The organism is Craurococcus roseus (genome assembly GCF_039523795.1).
GTDB classification, from domain to species: Bacteria; Pseudomonadota; Alphaproteobacteria; order Acetobacterales; family Acetobacteraceae; genus Craurococcus; species Craurococcus roseus.
Genome location: NZ_BAAAFZ010000071.1, coordinates 5208 through 25140 on the forward strand (window position 1 = coordinate 5208; position 19933 = coordinate 25140).

23 protein-coding genes are annotated in these 19933 nt (G+C 72.4%); 22 read left to right on the forward strand and 1 reads right to left on the reverse strand.

Features of this window, described 5'->3' with window-relative positions; translation table 11 throughout:
• From ABD067_RS21100 to ABD067_RS21110, 3 genes are all read left to right on the forward strand, one after another.
• The coding region (locus tag ABD067_RS21100) for a creatininase family protein (protein WP_343897376.1) at nt 1–469 on the forward strand (469 nt) is incomplete at its 5' end.
• A complete protein-coding gene (locus ABD067_RS21105) occupies nt 466–1464 on the forward strand; it encodes a ketopantoate reductase family protein (RefSeq protein WP_343897377.1) in 999 nt (332 codons plus the stop codon). The genes ABD067_RS21100 and ABD067_RS21105, both read left to right, overlap by 4 nt.
• A gap of 256 nt (nt 1465–1720) precedes the next feature.
• Entirely contained in the window at nt 1721–1990 is a 270-nt protein-coding gene (locus tag ABD067_RS21110; RefSeq protein WP_343897378.1) for a hypothetical protein, read from the forward strand.
• 65 nt (nt 1991–2055) lie between these two features.
• On the opposite strand, the gene ABD067_RS21115 is transcribed toward ABD067_RS21110, so the two are convergent.
• Nucleotides 2056–2976, reverse strand: coding sequence for a hypothetical protein (locus ABD067_RS21115; protein WP_343897379.1), 921 nt, complete (start codon nt 2974–2976; stop codon nt 2056–2058).
• Nucleotides 2977–3007: 31 nt separating this feature from the next.
• Between ABD067_RS21115 and ABD067_RS21120 the strand changes: the two genes are divergently transcribed.
• The 19 genes from ABD067_RS21120 to ABD067_RS21210 all read left to right on the forward strand — a co-directional run bounded on the left by ABD067_RS21120 (nt 3008) and on the right by ABD067_RS21210 (nt 19857).
• On the forward strand, nt 3008–3574 hold the full coding sequence (locus ABD067_RS21120) for a cytochrome b (RefSeq protein ID WP_343897380.1): 567 nt from the start codon (nt 3008–3010) through the stop codon (nt 3572–3574).
• Nucleotides 3575–3641: 67 nt separating this feature from the next.
• A complete protein-coding gene (locus tag ABD067_RS21125) occupies nt 3642–4103 on the forward strand; it encodes a DUF427 domain-containing protein (protein WP_343897381.1) in 462 nt (153 codons plus the stop codon).
• Between the two features lie 70 nt (nt 4104–4173).
• Nucleotides 4174–5580: an FAD-binding oxidoreductase gene (locus ABD067_RS21130; RefSeq protein ID WP_343897382.1), complete on the forward strand. Its 1407-nt coding sequence runs from the start codon at nt 4174–4176 to the stop codon at nt 5578–5580.
• Nucleotides 5577–6590: an NAD(P)-dependent oxidoreductase gene (locus tag ABD067_RS21135; protein ID WP_343897383.1), complete on the forward strand. Its 1014-nt coding sequence runs from the start codon at nt 5577–5579 to the stop codon at nt 6588–6590. Before ABD067_RS21130 ends, ABD067_RS21135 begins: the two co-directional genes overlap by 4 nt.
• A 48-nt stretch (nt 6591–6638) precedes the next feature.
• Nucleotides 6639–7715, forward strand: coding sequence for an amidohydrolase family protein (locus tag ABD067_RS21140; RefSeq protein WP_343897384.1), 1077 nt, complete (start codon nt 6639–6641; stop codon nt 7713–7715).
• Nucleotides 7712–8836 carry an amidohydrolase family protein gene (locus tag ABD067_RS21145; RefSeq protein ID WP_343897385.1) on the forward strand — a complete coding sequence of 375 codons (1125 nt, stop codon included), beginning with the start codon at nt 7712–7714 and terminating at the stop codon, nt 8834–8836. Before ABD067_RS21140 ends, ABD067_RS21145 begins: the two co-directional genes overlap by 4 nt.
• Nucleotides 8833–9273: a Rieske (2Fe-2S) protein gene (locus tag ABD067_RS21150; protein ID WP_343897386.1), complete on the forward strand. Its 441-nt coding sequence runs from the start codon at nt 8833–8835 to the stop codon at nt 9271–9273. The genes ABD067_RS21145 and ABD067_RS21150 overlap by 4 nt, the downstream gene beginning before the upstream one ends.
• Nucleotides 9274–9425: 152 nt before the next feature.
• Entirely contained in the window at nt 9426–9992 is a 567-nt protein-coding gene (rfbC, locus tag ABD067_RS21155) for a dTDP-4-dehydrorhamnose 3,5-epimerase (RefSeq protein WP_343897387.1), read from the forward strand.
• 68 nt (nt 9993–10060) lie between these two features.
• Nucleotides 10061–11377 carry an NAD(P)H-dependent oxidoreductase gene (locus ABD067_RS21160; protein ID WP_343897388.1) on the forward strand — a complete coding sequence of 439 codons (1317 nt, stop codon included), beginning with the start codon at nt 10061–10063 and terminating at the stop codon, nt 11375–11377.
• Between the two features lie 89 nt (nt 11378–11466).
• On the forward strand, nt 11467–11814 hold the full coding sequence (locus ABD067_RS21165; protein WP_343897389.1) for a hypothetical protein: 348 nt from the start codon (nt 11467–11469) through the stop codon (nt 11812–11814).
• Nucleotides 11815–11905: 91 nt separating this feature from the next.
• The gene (locus ABD067_RS21170) at nt 11906–12208 is read left to right on the forward strand and encodes a putative quinol monooxygenase (RefSeq protein WP_343897390.1); all 303 of its coding nucleotides are present in this window, start codon (nt 11906–11908) and stop codon (nt 12206–12208) included.
• An 88-nt stretch (nt 12209–12296) separates the two neighbouring features.
• Nucleotides 12297–12848 carry a YcbK family protein gene (locus ABD067_RS21175; protein WP_343897392.1) on the forward strand — a complete coding sequence of 184 codons (552 nt, stop codon included), beginning with the start codon at nt 12297–12299 and terminating at the stop codon, nt 12846–12848.
• A 91-nt stretch (nt 12849–12939) separates the two neighbouring features.
• Entirely contained in the window at nt 12940–13272 is a 333-nt protein-coding gene (gene secG / locus ABD067_RS21180) for a preprotein translocase subunit SecG (RefSeq protein ID WP_343897393.1), read from the forward strand.
• Nucleotides 13273–13461: 189 nt separating this feature from the next.
• Nucleotides 13462–14745 carry an SLC13 family permease gene (locus ABD067_RS21185; protein ID WP_343897394.1) on the forward strand — a complete coding sequence of 428 codons (1284 nt, stop codon included), beginning with the start codon at nt 13462–13464 and terminating at the stop codon, nt 14743–14745.
• Between the two features lie 99 nt (nt 14746–14844).
• A complete protein-coding gene (locus ABD067_RS21190) occupies nt 14845–16479 on the forward strand; it encodes a CTP synthase (protein WP_343897395.1) in 1635 nt (544 codons plus the stop codon).
• The gene (gene kdsA, locus ABD067_RS21195; protein WP_343897396.1) at nt 16476–17318 is read left to right on the forward strand and encodes a 3-deoxy-8-phosphooctulonate synthase; all 843 of its coding nucleotides are present in this window, start codon (nt 16476–16478) and stop codon (nt 17316–17318) included. Before ABD067_RS21190 ends, kdsA begins: the two co-directional genes overlap by 4 nt.
• Nucleotides 17319–17392: 74 nt before the next feature.
• A complete protein-coding gene (locus ABD067_RS21200; protein WP_343897397.1) occupies nt 17393–18463 on the forward strand; it encodes an alpha/beta fold hydrolase in 1071 nt (356 codons plus the stop codon).
• A gap of 156 nt (nt 18464–18619) precedes the next feature.
• Nucleotides 18620–19597, forward strand: coding sequence for a hypothetical protein (locus tag ABD067_RS21205; RefSeq protein WP_343897398.1), 978 nt, complete (start codon nt 18620–18622; stop codon nt 19595–19597).
• Entirely contained in the window at nt 19594–19857 is a 264-nt protein-coding gene (locus ABD067_RS21210) for a hypothetical protein (protein WP_343897399.1), read from the forward strand. Before ABD067_RS21205 ends, ABD067_RS21210 begins: the two co-directional genes overlap by 4 nt.
• Nucleotides 19858–19933: the final 76 nt, after the last annotated feature.

Consider the following 19933-nt stretch of genomic DNA (forward strand, 5'->3'; position numbering starts at 1 on the left):
CGCCGGCGGCCTCGCCGGGGGCGATGCGCTGCGGCAGGAGGTGGCGTTGGAAGCGGCCGCGCGGGCGCTGCGCCGCCGGCGCGGCGTCGTGGTGCCGGCCTTGCACCTCTGGCGCGCCGCCGCCGCCTTCCACGCCGGCCTCGGCGGGGACACTGCCAGCCTCGGGCACGGCGGCGACCCCGTGTGGTCGGTGGCGCTCCACCTGCGCCCGGACCTCTGCCGCCCGGAGCGCGCCCGGCCGACCGAACGCGCTCGGTCCGTCCTCGGCCTGCCCATATCCGGCTTCGGCCAGGTGCGGTGCGGCGGCGCGGAGTTCGCCGTGCCGACGGACGTGGAGGAGGCCGCCCCCGGCGGCGTTTCCGCGGCCGACCCGCGCGGCGGCGGCGCCGAGCACGGCGCGCGCCTCGTCGAAGAACTGGTCGCGGCCGGCGCGGCCATGCTGGTCCACCTGCGGGAGAACGTCGCGTGAAGGTCTGCGTCTACGGCGCCGGCGCCATCGGTGGCTACCTGGCGGGACGGCTGGCGAAGGGCGGCGCCGAGTTGTCCGTGGTGGCCCGCGGCCCGCACCTGGACGCTATCCGGGCGGAGGGCCTCACCGTGCGGACGGCGGAGGGCGCGCTGCACAGCCGCCCCGCCGCCTCCGACCGGCCCGCCGACCTCGGCCCGCAGGACGCCGTCGTGGTCTGCACCAAGGTCCCGGCGCTCCCGGACGTGGCGGAGGGCATAGGCCCGCTGCTCGGCCCGGGCACCGCCGTCGCCTTCGTGACCAACGGCATCCCCTGGTGGTACTTCGACCGCCACGGCGGCGAAGCCGAAGGCACGCGCCTGCCGGAACTCGATCCGGGCGACAACATCCGCCGCGCCGTCGGCGTCGAACGGACCCTGGGCGGCGTGGTCTACGCCGCGTGTTCGGTCGCGTCGCCCGGCGTGGTCGAGGTGTCCAGCCGAACCACCAAGCTGATCCTCGGCGAGCCGGACGGCGAACGCAGCCCCCGCGCGGTCGCCCTCGCCACCGCCTTCAAGGCCGGCAGCCTCCCGTGCAGCGTCAGCCCGGACATCCGCAGCGAGGTCTGGGGCAAGCTGCTCAACAACCTGGCGAACGGCCCGCTCTGCCTCCTGACCCGGCGCAACATCCGCGACACCTTCGCCGACCCGGTGGTGAACGAGGCGGCCTTGCGGGCGGTGGAAGAGGGGCTGGCGATCGCCCGCGCGATGGGCCGGCAGGTGTCTTCCACCGCGCAGGAGCGCATTGCCCTGTCGGCGCAGATCCCGCACAAGCCCTCCATCCTCCAGGACCTCGAACTCGGCCGCCCAATGGAGATCGACGCCCTCTTCACCGTGCCGCTCCGCTTGGCGCGGGGGCGGGGCGTGCCGACGCCGACGCTCTCGCTCCTGGTGGCTCTGGCGACGCAGGCGGCCGAGGCGGCGGGGCTGTACCGGCGGGGCGGGCCAGGAATCGCTTGACGACAGAGCGCCGGATTAGGAATATTGTCCGGGTAAACTCCTGGACCCGTGCCCGCCGCGCCGCTGGCGCCGCACCCCTTTCGTCCGGAAAGCGCCGGCGGACCCATGGTAGCCCACGACGTACAGCGCGCCGTCCCGTTGCCGCTCAGACGAGAGGCTTGCAACAGCGCTTGAAGAGGTCCGGAGCCAAGTCGTCGGCGCCGGTCGATGGCGCAAAAAGGCCCTTCAACGAAACAAAATTTTGGTATGAAGGGCTATGCCGATCCGTACCGCTGCGCTGCTTGTATGCTTCGTTGCCGCCTTGGTTCTGGCCCGTTCGCTGGGGTACAAGACGCTGGCCTCGTTGCTTCCGTTCTGCTTTCTGGGCGGCATGTCTGCATGGACCTTATGGAAGCACTATCGGTGGGGAGAGCCTCAAAAAGCGGTCAAGCAACACAAATTTCTTATTGCAATGTCAATGATCGCAGTGTTCGTTCTGTTTTATATTGATGACATTCTCGATTTGATTGAAGGCAAGTACGATTAAATATTCCAGTGAGGCGGTAAGATGGTAAAGAAGTAGACGGGCCGGAGCGCTCGGTCCGCGCCTCCTCAACCGCGCGGCAACGCCGTTTGCCCCAGCACCCAACCTTCCCAACGCCGCACCCAAGGGTCGTCCGGCACGAAGTCCGGCCGCGCCCCGTCCAGCACGCCGACCAAGCCGAGCAGCCCAACCACCGAGTCGAACCGGTCCTCGCCCGCCGCGTCCGCGCCGAACCCGTCGGCGACGGCCGCCGCCAGCGCGGGGGAGGACAGCACCCGCCGCGCATCCATCGCCGCGCGCAACGCCGGCGCCAGCGCCCTTCGCGGCCCCTGCGCCCGCTTGCTGCCGGGGAGGCGCAGCCCGCACTGGCGCAACGCCTCCGCCGGGTAGACCTCCGCCAGCGCCGCCCGCCCCGGCGCGAGCAGCGCGCGCAGCCCGCCCTCGAACGGCCAGAGCGACACGGGCAGGCCCGCGCCGAGCGCCGGCAGCAGCCAGTCCCGCCACGCCGCGATGGCCGCCTTGCCCGACTGGTTGGCGCCGAGCGTCCAGAACAGCGGCGCCCCCGCCGGCCGCTCCGCCGTCGCGCGGTCGCACAGGCGCGACAGGCCGAGTGGCCCGTCCATCCCGAGCGCCGCCGCGTGCGCCGCCCGCGTCATGCCCCGGACCCCGCGCGCCGGGTAGAAGGGCCGCTCCCGACTGACGGTGTCGAGGCCCGCGCTCACCGCGAAGAAGCCCGGCCGCGCCGCCAAGCCGCGCAGGAAGGCGGGGAAGTCCGGTTCGGGCAGGTGCCGCGCGTACTCCCGCGGCAGGCCGAGCGGCAGATCCAGCCCCAGCGCGACCGGCCCCCCGCCCTTCAGCAACCGCGGCAGCAGCGCCGCCACGTCGCCGACCGGGACCGGCGCCTCCGCCCGCCACGCTCCGCCGGACAGGCGGGCGACGGAGATCCAGCGCTTGCGCGGGTCCAGGCTCCAATCGGCGTGGGCGGCCACTGTCCCATCCGGGAGCGGCGCCGGATGTGCCATGGTGGTCGGGGACGACGGGAAGGGCGGGGCGATGGCGGCGGAGTCCTACAACAGCGTGTCCAAGTGGTTCCATTGGGTCACGGTCGGCTTGATGGCGGTGGCGCTGCCGCTCGGGTTCCTCATCAAGTACATCAAAGACAGCGACAAGATGCCCTTCTACGCCATCCACGAATCGGCCGGGCTGACCATCTTCCTCGTGGCCATCGCCCGCCTCGCGTGGCGGTGGACGCACCCGCCACCGCCCCTGCCGGACAGCGTCCCGCTGGCGATGCGGCGCGCGGCCGCCGCGAACCACTGGCTGCTCTACGCCGCGATGATCGTGCAGCCGACCCTCGGCTTCATCGCCACCAACGCCCAAGGCTTTCCGCTGCGGGGGGAGACCGCCTACCTCGGCTTCATAGACTTCCCCAAGTTCATGGAGGCGAACAAGGCGCTGGCCGACCCGGTCCAGGCCGCGCACACCGTGGTGGGAATCTCCATCGCGGTGCTCTTGGCGATCCACATCGCCGCCGCGATTTACCACCAGGCGATCCGCCGCGACGGCACGCTGCTGCGGATGGTGTAGCGGCCCGTCTGCGCGTCCGGCGCATCGCGGCCGCGGGCGGCCCGTCGAACGATGGAGGAGCAGCGTCGTGGAAAGCGTCTGGGACTACCCGCGGCCGCCCGCCCTGGAGCCGGTCGCGCGGCCGATCCGCATCGTCTTCGCCGGCCGCGTCGTCGCGGAGACGTCGGCGGCCTTCCGCGTGCTGGAGACCTCGCACCCGCCGGTCTACTACCTGCCCCGGGCCGCGTTCACCGGCTGCGACCTCGAACCCGCGCCCGGCCGCAGCGTCTGCGAGTGGAAGGGCGAGGCCCGGTATTGGACCATCCGCGCCGGCGGGCTGGTGGCGGAGCGCGCGGCCTGGGGCTACCCGGACCCGACGCCCCCCTTCGCCGCCATCCGCGACCACTTGGCGGTGTATGCCGGCGCGATGGACCGGTGCTTCGTCGGCGACGAGGCGGTCACGCCGCAGCCCGGCGGCTTCTACGGCGGCTGGATCACCGGCGACCTCGTCGGGCCGTTCAAGGGCGGACCCGGCAGCATGGGCTGGTGACGCCCCTGGCCCGTCCCGCCGCCGCCGCCCGGCCTTGAAGGGTCGCGGCGCCGGGCGGACACTGGCCGGCATGACGCACCTGCAAGCCCTGGCCGACGCGATCGGCGCCCGCAACGTGCTGCGCGACCCGCCGGACGTGGCGCCCTACGCCGTGGACTGGCGCGGCGCCTACCGCGGCGCGCCGCTGGCGGTGCTCCGGCCCGGCACGGTGGAGGAGGTTTCGGCCGCCGTGCGCGCCTGCGCGGCGGAAGGCGTCGCGGTGGTGCCGGCCGGCGGGCGCACGGGCCTGTGCGGCGGCGCCGTCGTCCCGGAGAACGGCCCGCCCGCCGTGGTGCTGAGCCTGGAGCGGCTGAACCGCATCCGCGACGTGGACGCGCGCGACTTCTCCCTCGTGGCCGAGGCGGGCTGCGTGGTGCAGCAGGTGCAGGAGGCCGCCACCGCCGTGGACCGGCTGTTCCCGCTCTCCTGGGGCGCGCAAGGCTCGGCGCAGGTGGGCGGCGCGCTGTCAACCAACGCGGGCGGCATCCGCACCATCCGCTGGGGCAACGCGCGGGACCTCGTGCTCGGCCTGGAGGTGGTGCTGCCGGACGGCCGCGTGCTGAACGACCTCCGCCGCGTGCGCAAGGACAACAGCGGCTACGCGCTCCGCCACCTGTTCCTGGGCGGGGAGGGCACGCTCGGCGTCATCACCGCCGCCGCGCTGCGCCTCGTGCCGGCGCTCAGGCGGGTGGAGACGGCCTTCGCCGCCGTGCCCTCGCCGGACACCGCGCTCTCGCTCCTCTCGCGCGTGCTCGGCAGCGGCGCCGAGGTGATCGCCTTCGAGCTGATCCTCCGCCGCTGCATGGAGATCGTGGACCGCTTCGGCCAGCGCACGCGCATGCCGATGGCGCTGGACAGCCCCTGGTACGTGATGGTCGAGATCGCCGCCGCCCACCCCGCGGTGCCGCTGCGCGCCATGCTGGAGGACACGCTGGCGGCCGCGATGGAAGTCGGCGAATGCACGGACGCCGTGCTCGCCGAGAACGAGGAGCACCGCGCGGCCTTCTGGCGCATCCGGGAGGACTACCCCGACTGCGTCCGCCAAGCCGGCCCTGCCATCTCCACGGATACCGCCGTCCCCGTCTCGGCGGTGCCCGCCTTTCTCGGGCGGGTGGAGCAGGAATTGGCCGCGCGCTGGCCGGAAGGGCGCATGGTCGCGGTGGGCCACGCCGGCGATGGGAACATGCACGTCGGCCTGCTGGCGCCGGAGGGCACCCCGCGCGAGGACTGGGTAGCGCGCGCCGCCGGCGCGGAGGCGGTGGTGAACGCCGTCGCCGTGGACCTCGGCGGCACCTTTTCCGCCGAGCACGGCATCGGCCAATCCAAGCGCCACGCCATGGCGACGCACAAGGACCCGGTGGCGCTCGACGTGATGCGGGCGGTCAAGGCGGCGATCGACCCGGCGAATCTGATGAACCCGGGGAAGATGCTCCCATGACCGCCGGCCGCCGCCTGCGCGCCTACCTGAGCCACTCGTCCGATGCCTTCGCCAACTACTACGGCGACGAGGCGCTGGCCGCCTTGCGGGAGGTCGCCGAGGTGCGGCGGAACGAGACCGGCCGCGACCTGTCCGGCCGCGAGCTGGCGGAGGCGGCGGAGGGGTGCGAGCTGATCGTCTCCTACCGCCTCTCGCATGGCCCGGCCGAGTTGTTCGAGAACGCGCCCGACCTCGTCGCCTTCCTGCGCTGCGCCGTGGACATCCGCGACGTGGACGTCGGGGCGGCCAGCGCCCAGGGCGTGCTGGTGACGCACGCCACGCCCGGCTTCATCCCGGCGGTGGCGGAACTCGTGCTGGGCCAGATGGTGGACCTCGCCCGCGGCATCTCCGCCGCGACCGAGCGCTACCACCGCGGCGAGGTGCCCGAAGCGCGGATCGGCCGCCAGCTCGAAGGCTCGACGCTGGGCGTCATCGGCTACGGTGCCATCGGCCGCCGCTTGGCGGAGATGGCGCTGGCGCTCAACATGCGCGTGCTGGTGACGGACCCGCACGCCCGCGCCCAGGACGGGCGCATCGCCCAGTTGGACATGCCGGAGTTGCTGGCCGCGTCCGACTTCGTCGTCTGCCTCGCCGTGGCGAACGAGCAGACCGAGAACCTGATGGACGCCGCCGCCTTCGGACGCATGAAGCCCGGCGCCTTCTTCCTCAACCCCGGGCGCGGCGGCTTGGTGGACGAGGTCGCCCTGCGCGCGGCGCTCGATAATGGCCGCCTCGCCGGCGCCGCCCTCGACGTCGGCCGCGCCCCGGACCAGATGCCCACGCCCGAACTCGCCGCCCACCCGCGCGTGGTCGCCACGCCGCACGTCGGCGGCCTGACCCCGCAAGCCACGCTGCACCAAGCCATGGACACCGTGCGGCAGGTTAGGGTGCTCGCGGCCGGGCGCCTGCCGGACAACGCGGTGAACGCCGACGCCGCGCACCGGCTGGCGCGGATCGGCGTCGGGCGCTAGCGCCCACGGCGCCAGCGGGGCAAGATCGGCCCCTCCGGGGAGGAATGGATGCCCACTGGCCTCGGCGCCATAGACTGCGACGTCCACCCGATGGTGCCCGCCATGTCGGCGCTGTCGCCGTACCTGGACGAGTTTTGGCGCGACCAGGTTACGGAGCGCGGCATCACCCAGCTCGACGGCCAGAGCTGGCCGGTCAACACGCCCAAGACCATCCGTGCCGACTGGCGGGACGCGAAGGGCAGGGGCGCCTCCACCGTCGCGGAACTCCAAACCCAGGCGCTGGGGCCCTTCGGCGCCGACCTCGCCATCCTGAACCCGCTTTACGGCGTGCAGATGGTGCTCAACGCCGACATGGCGGTCGCCTTCACCCGCGCCCTGAACGACTGGACCCGCGCCGAGTGGCTGGACCGCGACCCGCGGCTGCGCGCCTCCATCGTCCTGCCCTTGCAGGACATCGGCGCCGCCGTGGAGGAGATCGAGCGCCTCGCCCCCGACCGTCGCTTCGTCCAGGCGTTGGTGCTGGCCATGGGCGACGCGCCGCTCGGCAAGCGGCAATTCTGGCCCGTGTACGAGGCGCTGGTCCGCCACGGCCTGCCGCTCGGCGTCCACGCCGGCAGCGCCTACCGCCACCCGCAGACCTCGGTGGGTTGGACCTCCTGGTACCTGGAGGAGTACGTCGCCAACCAGCAGGCCTTCCAAAGCCAGCTCGCGAGCCTCGTCACCGAGGGCACGCTCGGCAAGTTCCCGGACCTCAAGGTGGTGCTGCTGGAATCCGGCGTGACCTGGCTGCCCGCCTTCTTGTGGCGCCTCGGCAAGACCTGGAAGGGCGTCCGCTTCGAGGTGCCCTGGGTGGACCGTTCCCCGGCCGAACTGGTCCGGGACCAGGTGCGCCTCTCCGTGCAGCCCTTCGACGCGCCTGAGGACGATCCGGGCGCCGTGCAGCGAATCCTGGACCACCTGCGTTCGGAGGACATGCTGCTCTGGGCGTCCGACTGGCCGCACTGGCAATTCGACGGGAACGCGGCCGTGCCGCCGGGCTTCCCGGAGGCTATGCTGCCCAAGCTCATGCGCGACAACGCGCTCGCCACCTACGGCCGTTTGCGAGGGGAGGAGGGTTCCCGATGAACGTCATCCAGGCGCCGCCGCCCAGGGCCGACGCCCGCCCCGGCCGCCCCGCGGCCGCGACGCTCGGGCTGGTGGACGTGGACATCCACCCCCGCGCCCACAGCCACGCCGACTTCAAGCCCTGGCTCAGCGAGCGCTGGTGGCGCTACGCCCAGGAATACGGTCCCCGCGCCCGCCACGGCTTCACCGGTGGCCAGCCCCCGTTCCCGAAGGCGCAGCCGCTCGCCTGCCGGCGCGACGCTTGGCCGCCCGGCGGCGGCACCCCGGCCTCCGACCTCGGCTTCCTCCGCAGCCACCATTTGGACGCCCACGGCATCGACATCGGCGTGCTGAACCCGCTCCAGCCTTCCGGCCAGGGCGACCGCAACAACGGCTTCTCCGCCGCGCTCTGCCACGCCGTGAACGAGTGGCAGCTCGAAACCTGGCTCCGGCCCGAGCCGCGGCTGCGCGGCAGCGTGGTGGTGCCTTACGAGGACGCCGCCGCCTCCGCCGCCGAGATCCGGCAGCGCGCCGGCGACCCGAATTTCTGCCAGGTGCTGATGATGAGCCGGACGGCCGAGCCCGCCGGCAATCCCCGGTACTGGCCGATCTACGAGGCGGCGGCCGAAGCCGGGCTGCCGGTCGCCTTCCACGCCTTCGGCTACTCCGGCTGGGCCATGACCAACACCGGCTGGCCCTCCTTCTACATCGAGGAGGTGAGCGAGCACGCCACCTCCTGCCAGAACCAGGTGACGAGCCTCGTCGTGGAAGGCGTGTTCGAGCGCCTTCCGACCCTCAAGGTGGTCCTGATCGAATGCGGCTTCGCTTGGCTGCCATCGGTTGCGTGGCGACTGGACCGCCACTGGCGCCATCTCAAGGGGGAGGTGCCGCACCTCCGCCGCGCGCCCTCCGAGTACATCCGCGACCACATCTGGGTCTCGACCCAGCCCATGGAGGAGCCCGAGGTAGGCCGGCACCTGCGGGACGTTATGGGCTGGATCGGCTGGGACCGCATCCTCTTCGCCACCGACTACCCGCACTGGGACTTCGACGACCCGCGCGCCGCCGTACCCGGCACGCTGCCCGAAGAGGTCCGCCGCGACATCTACGGCGGCAACGCGCGGAGGGTGTACGGCTTTTGAGCCAAGCGGCGGTACCGGCCGCCAAGCGGCGGTACGTGGTGGCGGCGGTGGGCGAGATCCCGCCGGGTGGGCGCAAGCTGGTGGAAGTCGCGGGCCGTAAGGTGGTGGTGTTCAACCTCGGCGGCGAGTTTTTCGCCCTGGGCGACCGCTGCCCCCACCAGGGCGGGAGCCTCGCCGCCGGTTGCCTGACCGGGGAGGTTTCATCGCCCGGGCCGGGGGAGTACCGCTACGCCCGCCGGGGCGAGATGATCCGCTGCCCTTGGCACTATTGGGAGTTCGACATACGTACCGGGCAATCGCGCTTCGACCCGGGGCGGGTCAGGACGCGCCGCTACGACACCCGGGTCGAGCCCGGCGCGGCGTTACAGGACGGCCCATATCGCGCCGAAACCTTCGCCGTTCATGTCGAAAGCGATTATGTTGTCGTTGACGCCTAGGGGCGCTAGCGGGTTTACTGGGCCTTAGGGGCATTCAACGCAAACCTAAAGTCGGCGATGCGGTTTCGCCGAAAAGTTGTATGCGACGGCATGCGATTCGAGGGGGACTCCATGGTTGACGGGGCGGTGTGGCATCGGCGGGGAGCCGCGCTGTGATCTTCCACGAGACCCCTCTCCAAGGCGCGTTCCTGATCGAGCCGGAGAAGCGGGGCGACGAGCGCGGCTTCTTCGCGCGCGTCTTCTGCGGTGATGAGTTCGCGGCCCATGGCCTGGAAACCCGCTTCGTCCAGGCCAACAACTCGCTGACCGGCAAGAAGGGTGCCTTGCGCGGCATGCACTACCAGCTCCCCCCGGCGTCCGAGGTGAAGCTGGTGCGCTGCATCCGGGGCGCCTTCCACGACCTGATCGTGGACCTCAGGCCCGACAGCCCGAGCTTCGGCAAGTGGTTCGGCGCCGACCTCACGGCCGAGAACCGCTTGATGATGTACGTGCCGCGCGGCTTCGCCCACGGCTTCGTCACGCTGACGGATGACGCCGAAGCCTTCTACTTCGTGAGCGCGCCCTACGCGCCGCAGCAGGAGCGGGGCCTGCGCTTCGACGACCCGTGGTTCTCCGCGAAGTGGCCGGTGCAGCCGACGGACGTCTCGGCCAAGGACGGCTCCTGGCCGGCCTTCGACCCCGAATACCACGCCATCGAGACGCTGCGCGGCCTCCGCTGAGGGCCCGCGCCTGGTCGCAACCGGGCGGCGCCGGAGGGCGGCGGCGCCTTGAGGGAAGTTCGGAAGACATGATCATCGTAGACAGGCTGCTCCGGCAGCGCGAGGCGGACGGCAAGCCGGTGCGGGTCGGGATGGTCGGCGCCGGCTTCATGGCGCGCGGCATCGCCAACCAGATCGTCAACTCCGTGCCCGGGATGCGGCTGGTCGCCATCGCCAACCGCACCCTCAACAACGCGGTGCAGGCCTACACGGAAGCCGGCGTCGAAGAGGTAGCCTTCGTCGGCAGCCAGAAGGCGTTGGAGAAGTGCATCGACACGAACCGCCCGGCCGTGACGCAGGACCCGATGCTGCTCTGCGCCGCCGACGGCATCGACTGCCTGATCGACGCCACCGGCGCCGTGGAGCACGGCGCGCAGGTCACGATGCAGGCCATCGCCTATGGCAAGCACGTGGTGACGATGAACGCCGAGCTGGACGCGACGGTCGGCCCGATCCTGAAGCGCCACGCCGACAAGGCCGGCGTTATCCTCACCGGCTGCGACGGCGACCAGCCCGGCGTGCAGATGAACCTGTATCGGTTCGTGAAGTCGATCGGCCTGACGCCGCTGCTCTGCGGCAACGTCAAGGGCCTCCAGGACCCCTACCGCAACCCGACCACCCAGAAGGGCTTCGCCGAGAAGTGGGGGCAGAACCCCTACATGGTCACGTCTTTCGCCGACGGCACCAAGATCAGCTTCGAGCAGGCGGTGGTAGCCAACGCCACCGGTATGACGGTGGTGCAGCGCGGCATGACCGGCATCGAGCACCCGGGCCATGTGGACGAGCTGACCAAGTCCTACGACGTGGACATGCTGCGCGAGCTGGGCGGCATCGTGGACTACGTGGTGGGCAGCAAGCCCGGTCCCGGCGTGTTCGTGCTCGCCACCCACGATGACCCGAAGCAGCGCCACTACCTCAATCTCTACAAGCTGGGCGAAGGGCCGCTCTACTCCTTCTACACCCCCTACCACCTCTGCCACTTCGAGGTGCCGCTCTCCGTCGCCCGATTGGTGTTGTGCGGCGACGCCGTGATGCAGCCGATCGACGGGCCACGGGTGGACGTGGTCACCACCGCCAAGACCGACCTCAAGGCCGGCACGGTGATCGACGCCCTCGGCGGCTACCACAGCTACGGCCAGGCCGAGACCTACGACGCCTCGCGCGCCGAGCGGCTCCTGCCCATGGGCCTCGCCGAAGGCTGCAAGCTGCTGCGCGACGTGAGGAAGGACCAAGTGCTCACCTACGCCGACGTGGAGGTGCCGGAAGGCCGCCTCGTGGACCAGCTCCGCGCCGAGCAAGACGAGGCCTTCCCGGGCGACGCGCAGGGGGTGCGCGCGGCGGCGTAGCGACCCGAGCCTCGGCCCGTTGCGGGCGGAGGGCCGGAACACCGGTCGCCGTTAACTTTCCATTTGGAAACTTCGGCTAGGGGCGGGCGATGCCAAGCAACCCGCCCGGCTCCCCGTGTCCCTACGACGAGGTGCGCCGCGAGGCGACGTTGATGGCCGGCGGCATACACGACCTTGCGCAAAGGGCAGGCGTCTACCACCACCTCTTCGTGCATTCGGGCCGGAACCACGTTTTCCCGTTGCTCGCCGCGCACGGCGCGTTGTGGGCGAGGGGGCATTTCCAGAAGGGGATGCGCTTGGGGTGGCCCGAGGTGGAACACGCCATGCGCGACTACCGCATCATGCCTGAGCGCTTTTTCGAGGACTCGGTGGCGTGGCTCGCGGAGGTTCGAGAGGCTTTGGGCTTCGCGCGGCGGTGCGCGCCGGCGCCGCCTTGAGCCCCGGTCGGACCGGCGGGCGCCCCTGCCCTGGACCGGCGGCTCTCCCTCCCGTTCAATCCGCGCCGGACAAGAACGGGAGGGAAGCCGCATGGCCCGCGTCGCCATCGTCGTCGAGTTCAAGCTGAAGGCCGGCCAGCACGCCGCCTTCGACCGCCTGATCCGCGAGCACGCCCGCGAGACGCTGGAGGAGGAACCAGGCTGCGAGCGCTTCGACGTGCTCCAGCCCTTCGGCCGCGACGGCGCGCCCGACGAGGGCCGCGTCATGCTGTGCGAGGTCTACCGGGACCAAGCCGCGGTGGACGCGCACGCCAAGAACCCGCGCTTGGCCACCGTGCGCGACGCCTACGCCCCGATGGTCGAGGACCGGCGCCTCACCCTTTGCGCCATGTGAGCCCGGCGGCGGCCGGTGCTAAACCTATAAGTTGAAAACTAAACTGTTTTCTTTCACGCGATAGTGAAAAGAGGTAAGTTCCGGTCCCATGACCGGCCGACGCCCCTTCCTGCTCGGTGCCGCCGCGGTGGCGGCCGGCGGGGCGTTGCCGGCCGCTTGGCAACGCGCCTCGGCCGCCGCTACGACCCCGGCGGAGCGTTGGATCTGGGCGAAGAACCACGCGGGGGAGGAGGTCGCCACCGCCTACCGCGCGGGCGATGCCTACCACCCCCAAGCGGTGGCCCGCCTCCGCCACCTGTTCCGCGACCTGCGCGAAGAGGTCCAAGGGCCGTTGCCGCCGCTGCTCGTGGACATCCTGTCGGTCCTCCAGGAGCAATGGGGCTACACGCGGCCCCTGCTGGTCGGCTCCGGCTACCGCACCCTCAAGACCAACATGTCGCTCGAGGGCGCCGCCCCGGCGAGCTTCCACTTGCGGGGCTGGGCCGCGGACATCTCGGTGAAGGGCATCCGGCCGCTGGACCTCGGCTTGTCGGTGTGGACCCTGTCGCAACGGTTCGGCTTCATGGGGGTGGGCCTCTACCCCGGCTTCGTCCACCTGGACGTCGGCCCGCGGCGGGCCTGGACGCGCTTCGCGTCCTGACGCCGCCCGGCCCGGTTGAGGCAGGGCGGTTCCAGCGGCGGGCGATTTGCCCTAGGAAGCGGCCTCCGCACCGGATCGCCGCCCGTACCCCATGACCACCGTCCTGCTCGTCATCCACCTGTTCGTCACCCTGGCGCTGATCGGGGTGGTCCTCCTCCAGCGCAGCGAGGGCGGGGGCCTCGGCATCGGCTCGTCCCAAGGCATGGGCTCCTTCATGACCGGGCGCGGCACCGCGAACCTGCTGACGCGCGCCACGGCCTTCCTCGCCGTCGCCTTCTTCGCGCTGTCGCTGACGCTCGCCTACCTGTCGCGCGGCACCGGCCAGCCCCGCTCCATCCTGGACGCGCCGGCCGTCAACCCGGGCGCCCCCGCCGCCCCGGCGGCGCCCGCCACGCCTCCGCCGCCGGCGGTGCCCACGAACTAGCGGCCGGCGGGCGCCTTCCGCGTCCGGGGAATACCCGAGCCGGGAAGCGCGCAACGCGATGCGGGCGGCCACGGGACGGACGGCGGGCGATGGCGGTCCCGCCCGGAGGTCCACAGGCCGAAGCCTGGCGCTTGGTCCGCGGCCCCGCCATCCCGGCGTGCCGCCCGGGAGCGGAGCACGACGCCGCCGATGCCCCTGTCCGTCGTCGCCTTCCTCGTGCTCATGGCCGTCTTCGCCTGGGGCGCCGCCACGCCGGTCAACGCCGGCTTGGCGGCGATCGTCGCGGCCTACGCCATCGGCGTCCCGCTGGCCGGGCTCTCCGTCGAGGAGGTGACGGCGCGCTTCCCGGCGGGCCTGTTCTTCACCCTGCTCGGCACCACGCTCCTGTTCTCCATCCTGCGCGCCGCCGGCACCATCGACCTGCTCGCCCACTGGGCCGGGCGGCTGGCGCGGGGAAGGCCGGGCCGGGCCCCGCTCCTGATGTTCGCCTTGGCCGCCGCCCTTGCCACGGCCGGCGCCTTCACGCCCGCGGCGGTCGCCGTAGTGGCGCCGGTCGCACTGGCGCTCGGGGCCCGGTTCGGCGTCGGCGAAATCGCCATGGGCTTGGTGGTCGTGCAGGGGGCGAACGCCGGCGCCTTCTCGCCGGCCAACCCCTTCGGCGTGATCGCGGGCCGGATGCTGGACCAAGCCGGCGCGCCGGGCGGCGGCGCCTTCGCCCTCTACGCCGGTTGCTTCCTGTTCAACGCCGCCCTGGCGGCCACCGTCTTCGCGGTCGCCCAGCGGTGGGCCGGCGGCCCGGCGGCAGGGGAGGCCGCGCCCGCGCCACCGGCTGCACCTGCCGAAGCCCATCCACCGTCGGGCGCACCGCCGGTCCGGCTGGACGCCTTCCGGGCCATGACCCTCTTGGCCGTGGTTTCGCTCCTGGTCCTGACGCTCGGCTTCGGGCTCGACGTCGGCGTCGCCGCGCTGTTCGCGTCCCTCGCGCTGGTCGCGGCGCGGCCGGCGGTCCAGAAGCCCGCGCTGGCAGGCGTCCCCTGGTCCGCGATCCTGCTCGTCACCGGCGTCGTCACCTATGTCGGCGTGCTGGAACGGATCGGCGCCGTGGCCGAAGCGCAAGCGCTGGTGGCAGCCATGGGCGACGGCCCGGCCGCGGCCCTCGTCGTGTGCTACCTGGTGGCCTTCGTGTCGGCCTTCGCGTCCACCACCGGGACGCTCGGCGCCGCGACCCCCGTGGTGGCGGCGATCGCGACCGATCCCTCCGTGTCGCCTCTTGGCGTCGTGACCGCGGTCGGCGTGGCGGCCTCCGTGGTGGACATCAGCCCGATGTCCACCAGCGGCGCCCTGCTGCTGGCGAGCGCCCTGCCGAAGAACGAGGCGCTGTTCTTCCGGGCGCTGCTCGCCTACGCCGCTGCGATGGTCGCGGTCGCGCCCCTGTTGGCTTGGCTGGCCTTCGTCCGTTCGGGCCTGTTCTGACCGTTGGGGGCGGCCGGCTGAGGCGCCCGCGCCACAACGGCGCGACGGCGGCGCCACACGGGTAGCCCTCGCGCCGCCGCGGGAGTATGACGGACGCCCATGGCGCGGTTCGTATTCATCACCGGCGGCGTGGTCTCCTCCCTCGGAAAAGGCATCGCGGCGGCGTCCCTCGGGGCGCTGTTGCAGGCCCGCGGGCACAGGGTCCGGCTCCGCAAGCTCGACCCCTACCTGAACGTGGACCCGGGGACGATGTCCCCGACCCAGCACGGCGAGGTCTTCGTCACCGACGACGGGGCGGAGACCGACCTCGACCTCGGCCACTACGAGCGGTTCACCGGCGTCCACGCCTCGCGCGCGGACAACTGGACCACCGGCCGCATCTACGCCGACGTGATCGCGGCGGAGCGGCGGGGCGATTACCTGGGCGGCACCGTCCAGGTGATCCCGCACATCACCGACAAGATCAAGGAATCCATCCAGGCCGAGACGGACGGCTACGACTTCGTCCTGGTCGAGATCGGCGGCACGGTGGGCGACATCGAGAGCCTGCCCTTCCTGGAGGCCATCCGCCAGCTCGCCAACGAGTTGGGGCCGCAGCGCAGCCTGTTCATGCACCTCACCCTGGTGCCGTACATCCCGACCGCCGGCGAGCTGAAGACCAAGCCGACCCAGCATTCGGTGAAGGAGCTGCTGGGCTTGGGCATCCAGCCGCAGATCCTGCTCTGCCGCTGCGACCGGCCGATCCCGGACAACGAGCGGCGCAAGATCGCGCTGTTCTGCAACGTGCGCCCGGAAGCGGTGATTCCGGCGCTCGACGCCGGCACCATCTACAACGTGCCGCTCCAGTACCACGCCGAAGGGCTGGACCAGGAGGTGCTCCGCCATTTCAACATGTCGGCCTGGGGCAGGCCCGACCTCCGGCGCTGGGAGCGGATCGTCCAGGCGGTGCGCCAGCCGGAAGGCGAGGTGACGATCGCGGTGGTCGGCAAGTACACGAACCTCCTCGACAGCTACAAGTCGCTGAACGAGGCGCTCACCCACGGCGGCATCGCGCACAACGTCCGCGTCCGCCTCGACTGGGTGGAGAGCGAAATATTCGATGGCGCCGATGGCGCGCTGGAGCGCCTTTCCGGCGTCAACGGCATCCTGGTGCCCGGCGGCTTCGGCGAGCGCGGCACGCCTGGCAAGATCGAGGCCGTGCGCTTCGCCCGCGAGCGCCGCGTGCCGTTCCTGGGCATCTGCTTCGGGATGCAGATGGCGGTGATCGAGGCGGCGCGGAACCTGGTGGGCCTGCGCGACGCCTCCTCCACCGAATTCGGCGCCTGCCCGGAACCTGTGGTCGGCCTGCTGACTGAGTGGATGCGCGGCAACGCGCTGGAGCGGCGCACCGCCGCCGGCGACCTCGGCGGCACCATGCGCCTCGGCTCCTACCCGGCGAAGCTGGCCGAGGACTCGCTCGTGCGCTCGGTCTACGACGGCGCCGGCGAGATCACCGAGCGCCACCGCCACCGCTACGAGGTGAACGTGAACTACAAGGACCGGCTGGAGGAGGCGGGCCTGCGCTTCTCCGGCATGTCGCCCGACGGCGCCCTGCCGGAGATCGTGGAGTACCCGGACCACCCGTGGTTCATCGGCGTGCAGTTCCACCCGGAGCTGAAGTCCAAGCCCTTCGACCCGCACCCGCTGTTCCGCGGCTTCGTCGGCGCCGCGGTGCGCCAGGCGCGGCTGGTATGACGGCCGCCGCCCGCACCGTCCGCGTCGGCGGCGTCGAGTTCGGCAACCGCTCGCCGCTCGCCTTCATCTCCGGCCCCTGCCAGATTGAGAGCCGCGCGCACGCGCTGGAGACCGCGCACGCCTTGCGGGAGATGGCGGCCTCGGCCGGGGTGCCGCTGGTCTACAAGTCGAGCTTCGACAAGGCCAACCGCACCAGCCTGAACGCCGCGCGCGGCATCGGCCTGTCGGAAGGCTTGGCCATACTCGCCGAGGTGCGCGAGGCCACCGGATTGCCGGTGCTCACCGATGTCCACGCCGCCGAGCAGTGCGCCCCGGCGGCGGAGGCGGTGGACTGCCTCCAGATCCCCGCCTTTTTGTGCCGGCAGACGGATCTGCTCTTGGCCGCGGGCGAGGCGGGCAAGCCGGTCAACATCAAGAAGGGCCAGTTCCTCGCGCCCTGGGACATGCGCAACGTCGCCGCCAAGGTCGCCAGCACGGGCAACGAAGCGGTGCTGCTGACCGAGCGCGGCGCCTCTTTCGGCTACAACACACTGGTCAGCGACATGCGCGCCCTGCCGATCATGGCCGAGACCGGCTACCCCGTGGTGTTCGACGCCACCCATTCCGTGCAGCAGCCCGGCGGGCAGGGGAGCAGCAGCGGCGGCCAGCGGGAATACGCCCCCGTGCTCGCCCGCGCCGCGGTGGCGATCGGTGTCGCCGCGGTGTTCATCGAAACCCACCCCGACCCCGACCGCGCCCCTTCGGACGGGCCGAACATGATCCCGCTCCGCGAGATGCCGGCCCTGTTCGCGCGGCTGAAGGCCTTCGACGTGCTGGCGAAGGGCCACGCCGCGTCCTGACCCGCCGGGCTTGGTGGGCCGCTCGGCCGCCGTATAGGCTCGCGGCGGAAAAACGGCCCGCGGAGGGAGTCGCCATGCCTACAGGCCCGACCGTGTCGCGGCGCGCCGCCCTGCTCGGCGGCTTGGCGCTCGTGGCCCTGCCCGCCGCGGCGGCAGCGACCGAGTTCCCGGCGCCGCGCGAGGCGAGCTGGGTGGCGCGCGACTTCCGCTTCCACACCGGGGAGGTGCTGCCGGAGCTGCGGCTGCACTACACGACCGTCGGCGACCCGGGCGGGCAGCCCGTGCTGGTCCTGCATGGCACCGGCGGCTCCGGCCGCGGCATGCTGACCCCCGCCTTCGCAGGCGAGCTGTTCGGCCCCGGCCAGCCGCTGGACGCCGCCCGGCACTTCATCATCCTCCCCGACGCCCTCGGCGCGGGGAGGTCCGCGAAGCCGTCGGACGGGCTGCGCGGCCGCTTCCCGCGGTACAACTACGACGACATGGTGCTGGCGCAGCACCGCTTGGTGACGGAGGGCCTCGGCCTGCGCCGCCTCCGCCTCGTGATCGGCAACTCCATGGGCGGGATGCACGCCTGGTTGTGGGGCGTGACCCATCCGGACGTCATGGACGCCATCGTGCCCATGGCGTCGCAGCCCACCGCGATGGCGGGCCGCAACTGGATGCTGCGCCGCCTCATGGTCGAGACGATCCGCCGCGACCCCGCCTACAAGAACGGCGACTACGCCGAGCAGCCGCCGTCGCTGCGCACGGCCGGCGTCTTCTACAACACGGCCACCAACGGCGGCACGCTCAACCTCCAGGCCGCCGCCCCGACGGGCGAGGCCGCCGACCGTTTGGTGGAGGCGCGGCTCGCCGGGCCGGTCGCCCCCGACGCCAACGACTTCGTCTGGCAGTGGGACTCCTCGCGCGGCTACGACCCGAGCCCGGGGCTGGAGCGCATCAAGGCGCGGGTGCTGGCCATCAACTCAGCCGACGACGAGCGCAACCCGCCCGAAACCGGCCTCATGCAGGCGGCCATGAGGCGCGTGGCGCACGGCCGCCTGCTGCTGATCCCCGCCAGCGCCGAGACCCTGGGCCACGGCACCACCGCCAACGTCCGGTTCTGGCGCGACGCGCTGGGCGCCTTCCTGCGCGAACTGCCGTAGCCCAGGCCCCGCCTTGCCCCTGCGGCCGTCCCGTCCTATCCGGCCCGCGCCCTTCCCAGGGACGGGCACGACTCCGCCGCCGGGCGTGCCCGTCCCGCCGGAGGCGCCCGACGCGCCCGCCGAGCCACCGGACACGAACACCAGAGGAAACGCCGCATGACGCCGACCCAGCGCCGCACCCTCCTGCTGTCCCTGGCGCCCTTGGTCGCCGCCGGCTGCGGCGGGCGTCACCGGATGCACCACCGGGCGGAAGGCACGGTCCGGCGCTTCGCCGCCGCCCTGGACGGCGCGGAAGAGGCTGTGGACGGGCTGATCTCCCGCATGGACGCCTTCGAGCGGGACGCGGCGGCCGAGGAGGAGGCCATCGCCTTCGCTACCGGCGGCGCCGGTGGGCGCGGCACCGGCGGCCGGGCGTCGCGCGGCGAGCAGGGCTCCCGCTTCACCCCGGCCCCGGCGGGCGCCGCCGACGCCGCCGGCCGGGTGCTCGACGCGGCCTTCGCGGCGCTGGAGGACTACAGCGAGGTGCTGGCCCAGGCCGCCTCGGGCCGGCGCGTGGTGGACGCCGAAGGCCTGAACGGCCAGCAGCTCGCCCGGGCAACCGAGTCGGCGCTGGACGCGCTGCGCCGCAGCGGCGGCGGTTCGATCCCGGACGCGGAGCGCCGCGCCGGCCTGCAAGGCATCGCCGCCCTGGCCGACCTGCCGCAAGCCATCGCCCGGCAAGGCCGCCGCCCGACGGAAAGCGCGGTGGTGGCGGAAGCGCAGCCGCACGTCGCCGCCACCGCCGCCCTGCTGCGCGCGGCCATCGGCGCCGGGCCGGGGCAGGGCGCCCGCGGCGCCATCGCCGTCCGGCAGAGCCGGCTGGACGCCAGCCAAGGGCGTCTCCTCGCCGCGATCCGGCGCGACCGGAGCCTCGGCCCGACCGCCCGCTACGAAGCGTTCCGCAGCATCGCCGAAGCGCGCGACGACGACCCGGACGAGGAGGCCTTCGACGCGCTGCTGGCGATGATCGCCGCCACGGAGCAGGCCCATGCGGCGTTGGGCACCGGCGGCCCGGACGCGGAGGCGAAGGTGGCGGCGTTCGAGTTGGCCGTGCTAGCTTTGCGATCCTACAACGAAGCAAGCCGACGGGGGTGAGCATGACGCCGGGCAGAGGGCGCTCACGCTTCTGGCGCCATGCGGCCGGGTTCCTGGCGGTGCTGGGTGTCGCGCTGGCCGGTGTCGCCATCGTCGGCGACCAAGCCGGGTTCGGCTGGATTTCGGGCCCCGCAGCCATAGGGGCAATCAGCGCCTTGCTGCTGGCCTTCGCCACTTTCACCAATTTGCCGGCCGCGACTGCCGAAAGGGACATGGGGCATCACGTGCCCCTTCCGACGCGCTCCGCCGATCCAGACTGACCTTCCGCTGATCGCGCGCCTCCATGGCGGCTCCCCTTCTTGCCCCGGCGCCGGCACCGGCCTAATCGCCCCGCCA

Excerpts from the sequence above, each read along its gene's own strand:
- ABD067_RS21110 (WP_343897378.1), top strand. The coding sequence starts at position 1,721 with ATGCCGATCCGTACCGCTGCGCTGCTTGTATGCTTCGTTGCCGCCTTG.
- ABD067_RS21120 (WP_343897380.1), top strand. The coding sequence starts at position 3,008 with ATGGTGGTCGGGGACGACGGGAAGGGCGGGGCGATGGCGGCGGAGTCC.
- ABD067_RS21130 (WP_343897382.1), top strand. The coding sequence starts at position 4,174 with ATGACGCACCTGCAAGCCCTGGCCGACGCGATCGGCGCCCGCAACGTG.
- ABD067_RS21135 (WP_343897383.1), top strand. The coding sequence starts at position 5,577 with ATGACCGCCGGCCGCCGCCTGCGCGCCTACCTGAGCCACTCGTCCGAT.
- ABD067_RS21140 (WP_343897384.1), top strand. The coding sequence starts at position 6,639 with ATGCCCACTGGCCTCGGCGCCATAGACTGCGACGTCCACCCGATGGTG.
- ABD067_RS21145 (WP_343897385.1), top strand. The coding sequence starts at position 7,712 with ATGAACGTCATCCAGGCGCCGCCGCCCAGGGCCGACGCCCGCCCCGGC.
- ABD067_RS21160 (WP_343897388.1), top strand. The coding sequence starts at position 10,061 with ATGATCATCGTAGACAGGCTGCTCCGGCAGCGCGAGGCGGACGGCAAG.
- ABD067_RS21165 (WP_343897389.1), top strand. The coding sequence starts at position 11,467 with ATGCCAAGCAACCCGCCCGGCTCCCCGTGTCCCTACGACGAGGTGCGC.
- ABD067_RS21170 (WP_343897390.1), top strand. The coding sequence starts at position 11,906 with ATGGCCCGCGTCGCCATCGTCGTCGAGTTCAAGCTGAAGGCCGGCCAG.
- ABD067_RS21175 (WP_343897392.1), top strand. The coding sequence starts at position 12,297 with ATGACCGGCCGACGCCCCTTCCTGCTCGGTGCCGCCGCGGTGGCGGCC.
- secG (WP_343897393.1), top strand. The coding sequence starts at position 12,940 with ATGACCACCGTCCTGCTCGTCATCCACCTGTTCGTCACCCTGGCGCTG.
- ABD067_RS21185 (WP_343897394.1), top strand. The coding sequence starts at position 13,462 with ATGCCCCTGTCCGTCGTCGCCTTCCTCGTGCTCATGGCCGTCTTCGCC.
- ABD067_RS21190 (WP_343897395.1), top strand. The coding sequence starts at position 14,845 with ATGGCGCGGTTCGTATTCATCACCGGCGGCGTGGTCTCCTCCCTCGGA.
- kdsA (WP_343897396.1), top strand. The coding sequence starts at position 16,476 with ATGACGGCCGCCGCCCGCACCGTCCGCGTCGGCGGCGTCGAGTTCGGC.
- ABD067_RS21200 (WP_343897397.1), top strand. The coding sequence starts at position 17,393 with ATGCCTACAGGCCCGACCGTGTCGCGGCGCGCCGCCCTGCTCGGCGGC.
- ABD067_RS21205 (WP_343897398.1), top strand. The coding sequence starts at position 18,620 with ATGACGCCGACCCAGCGCCGCACCCTCCTGCTGTCCCTGGCGCCCTTG.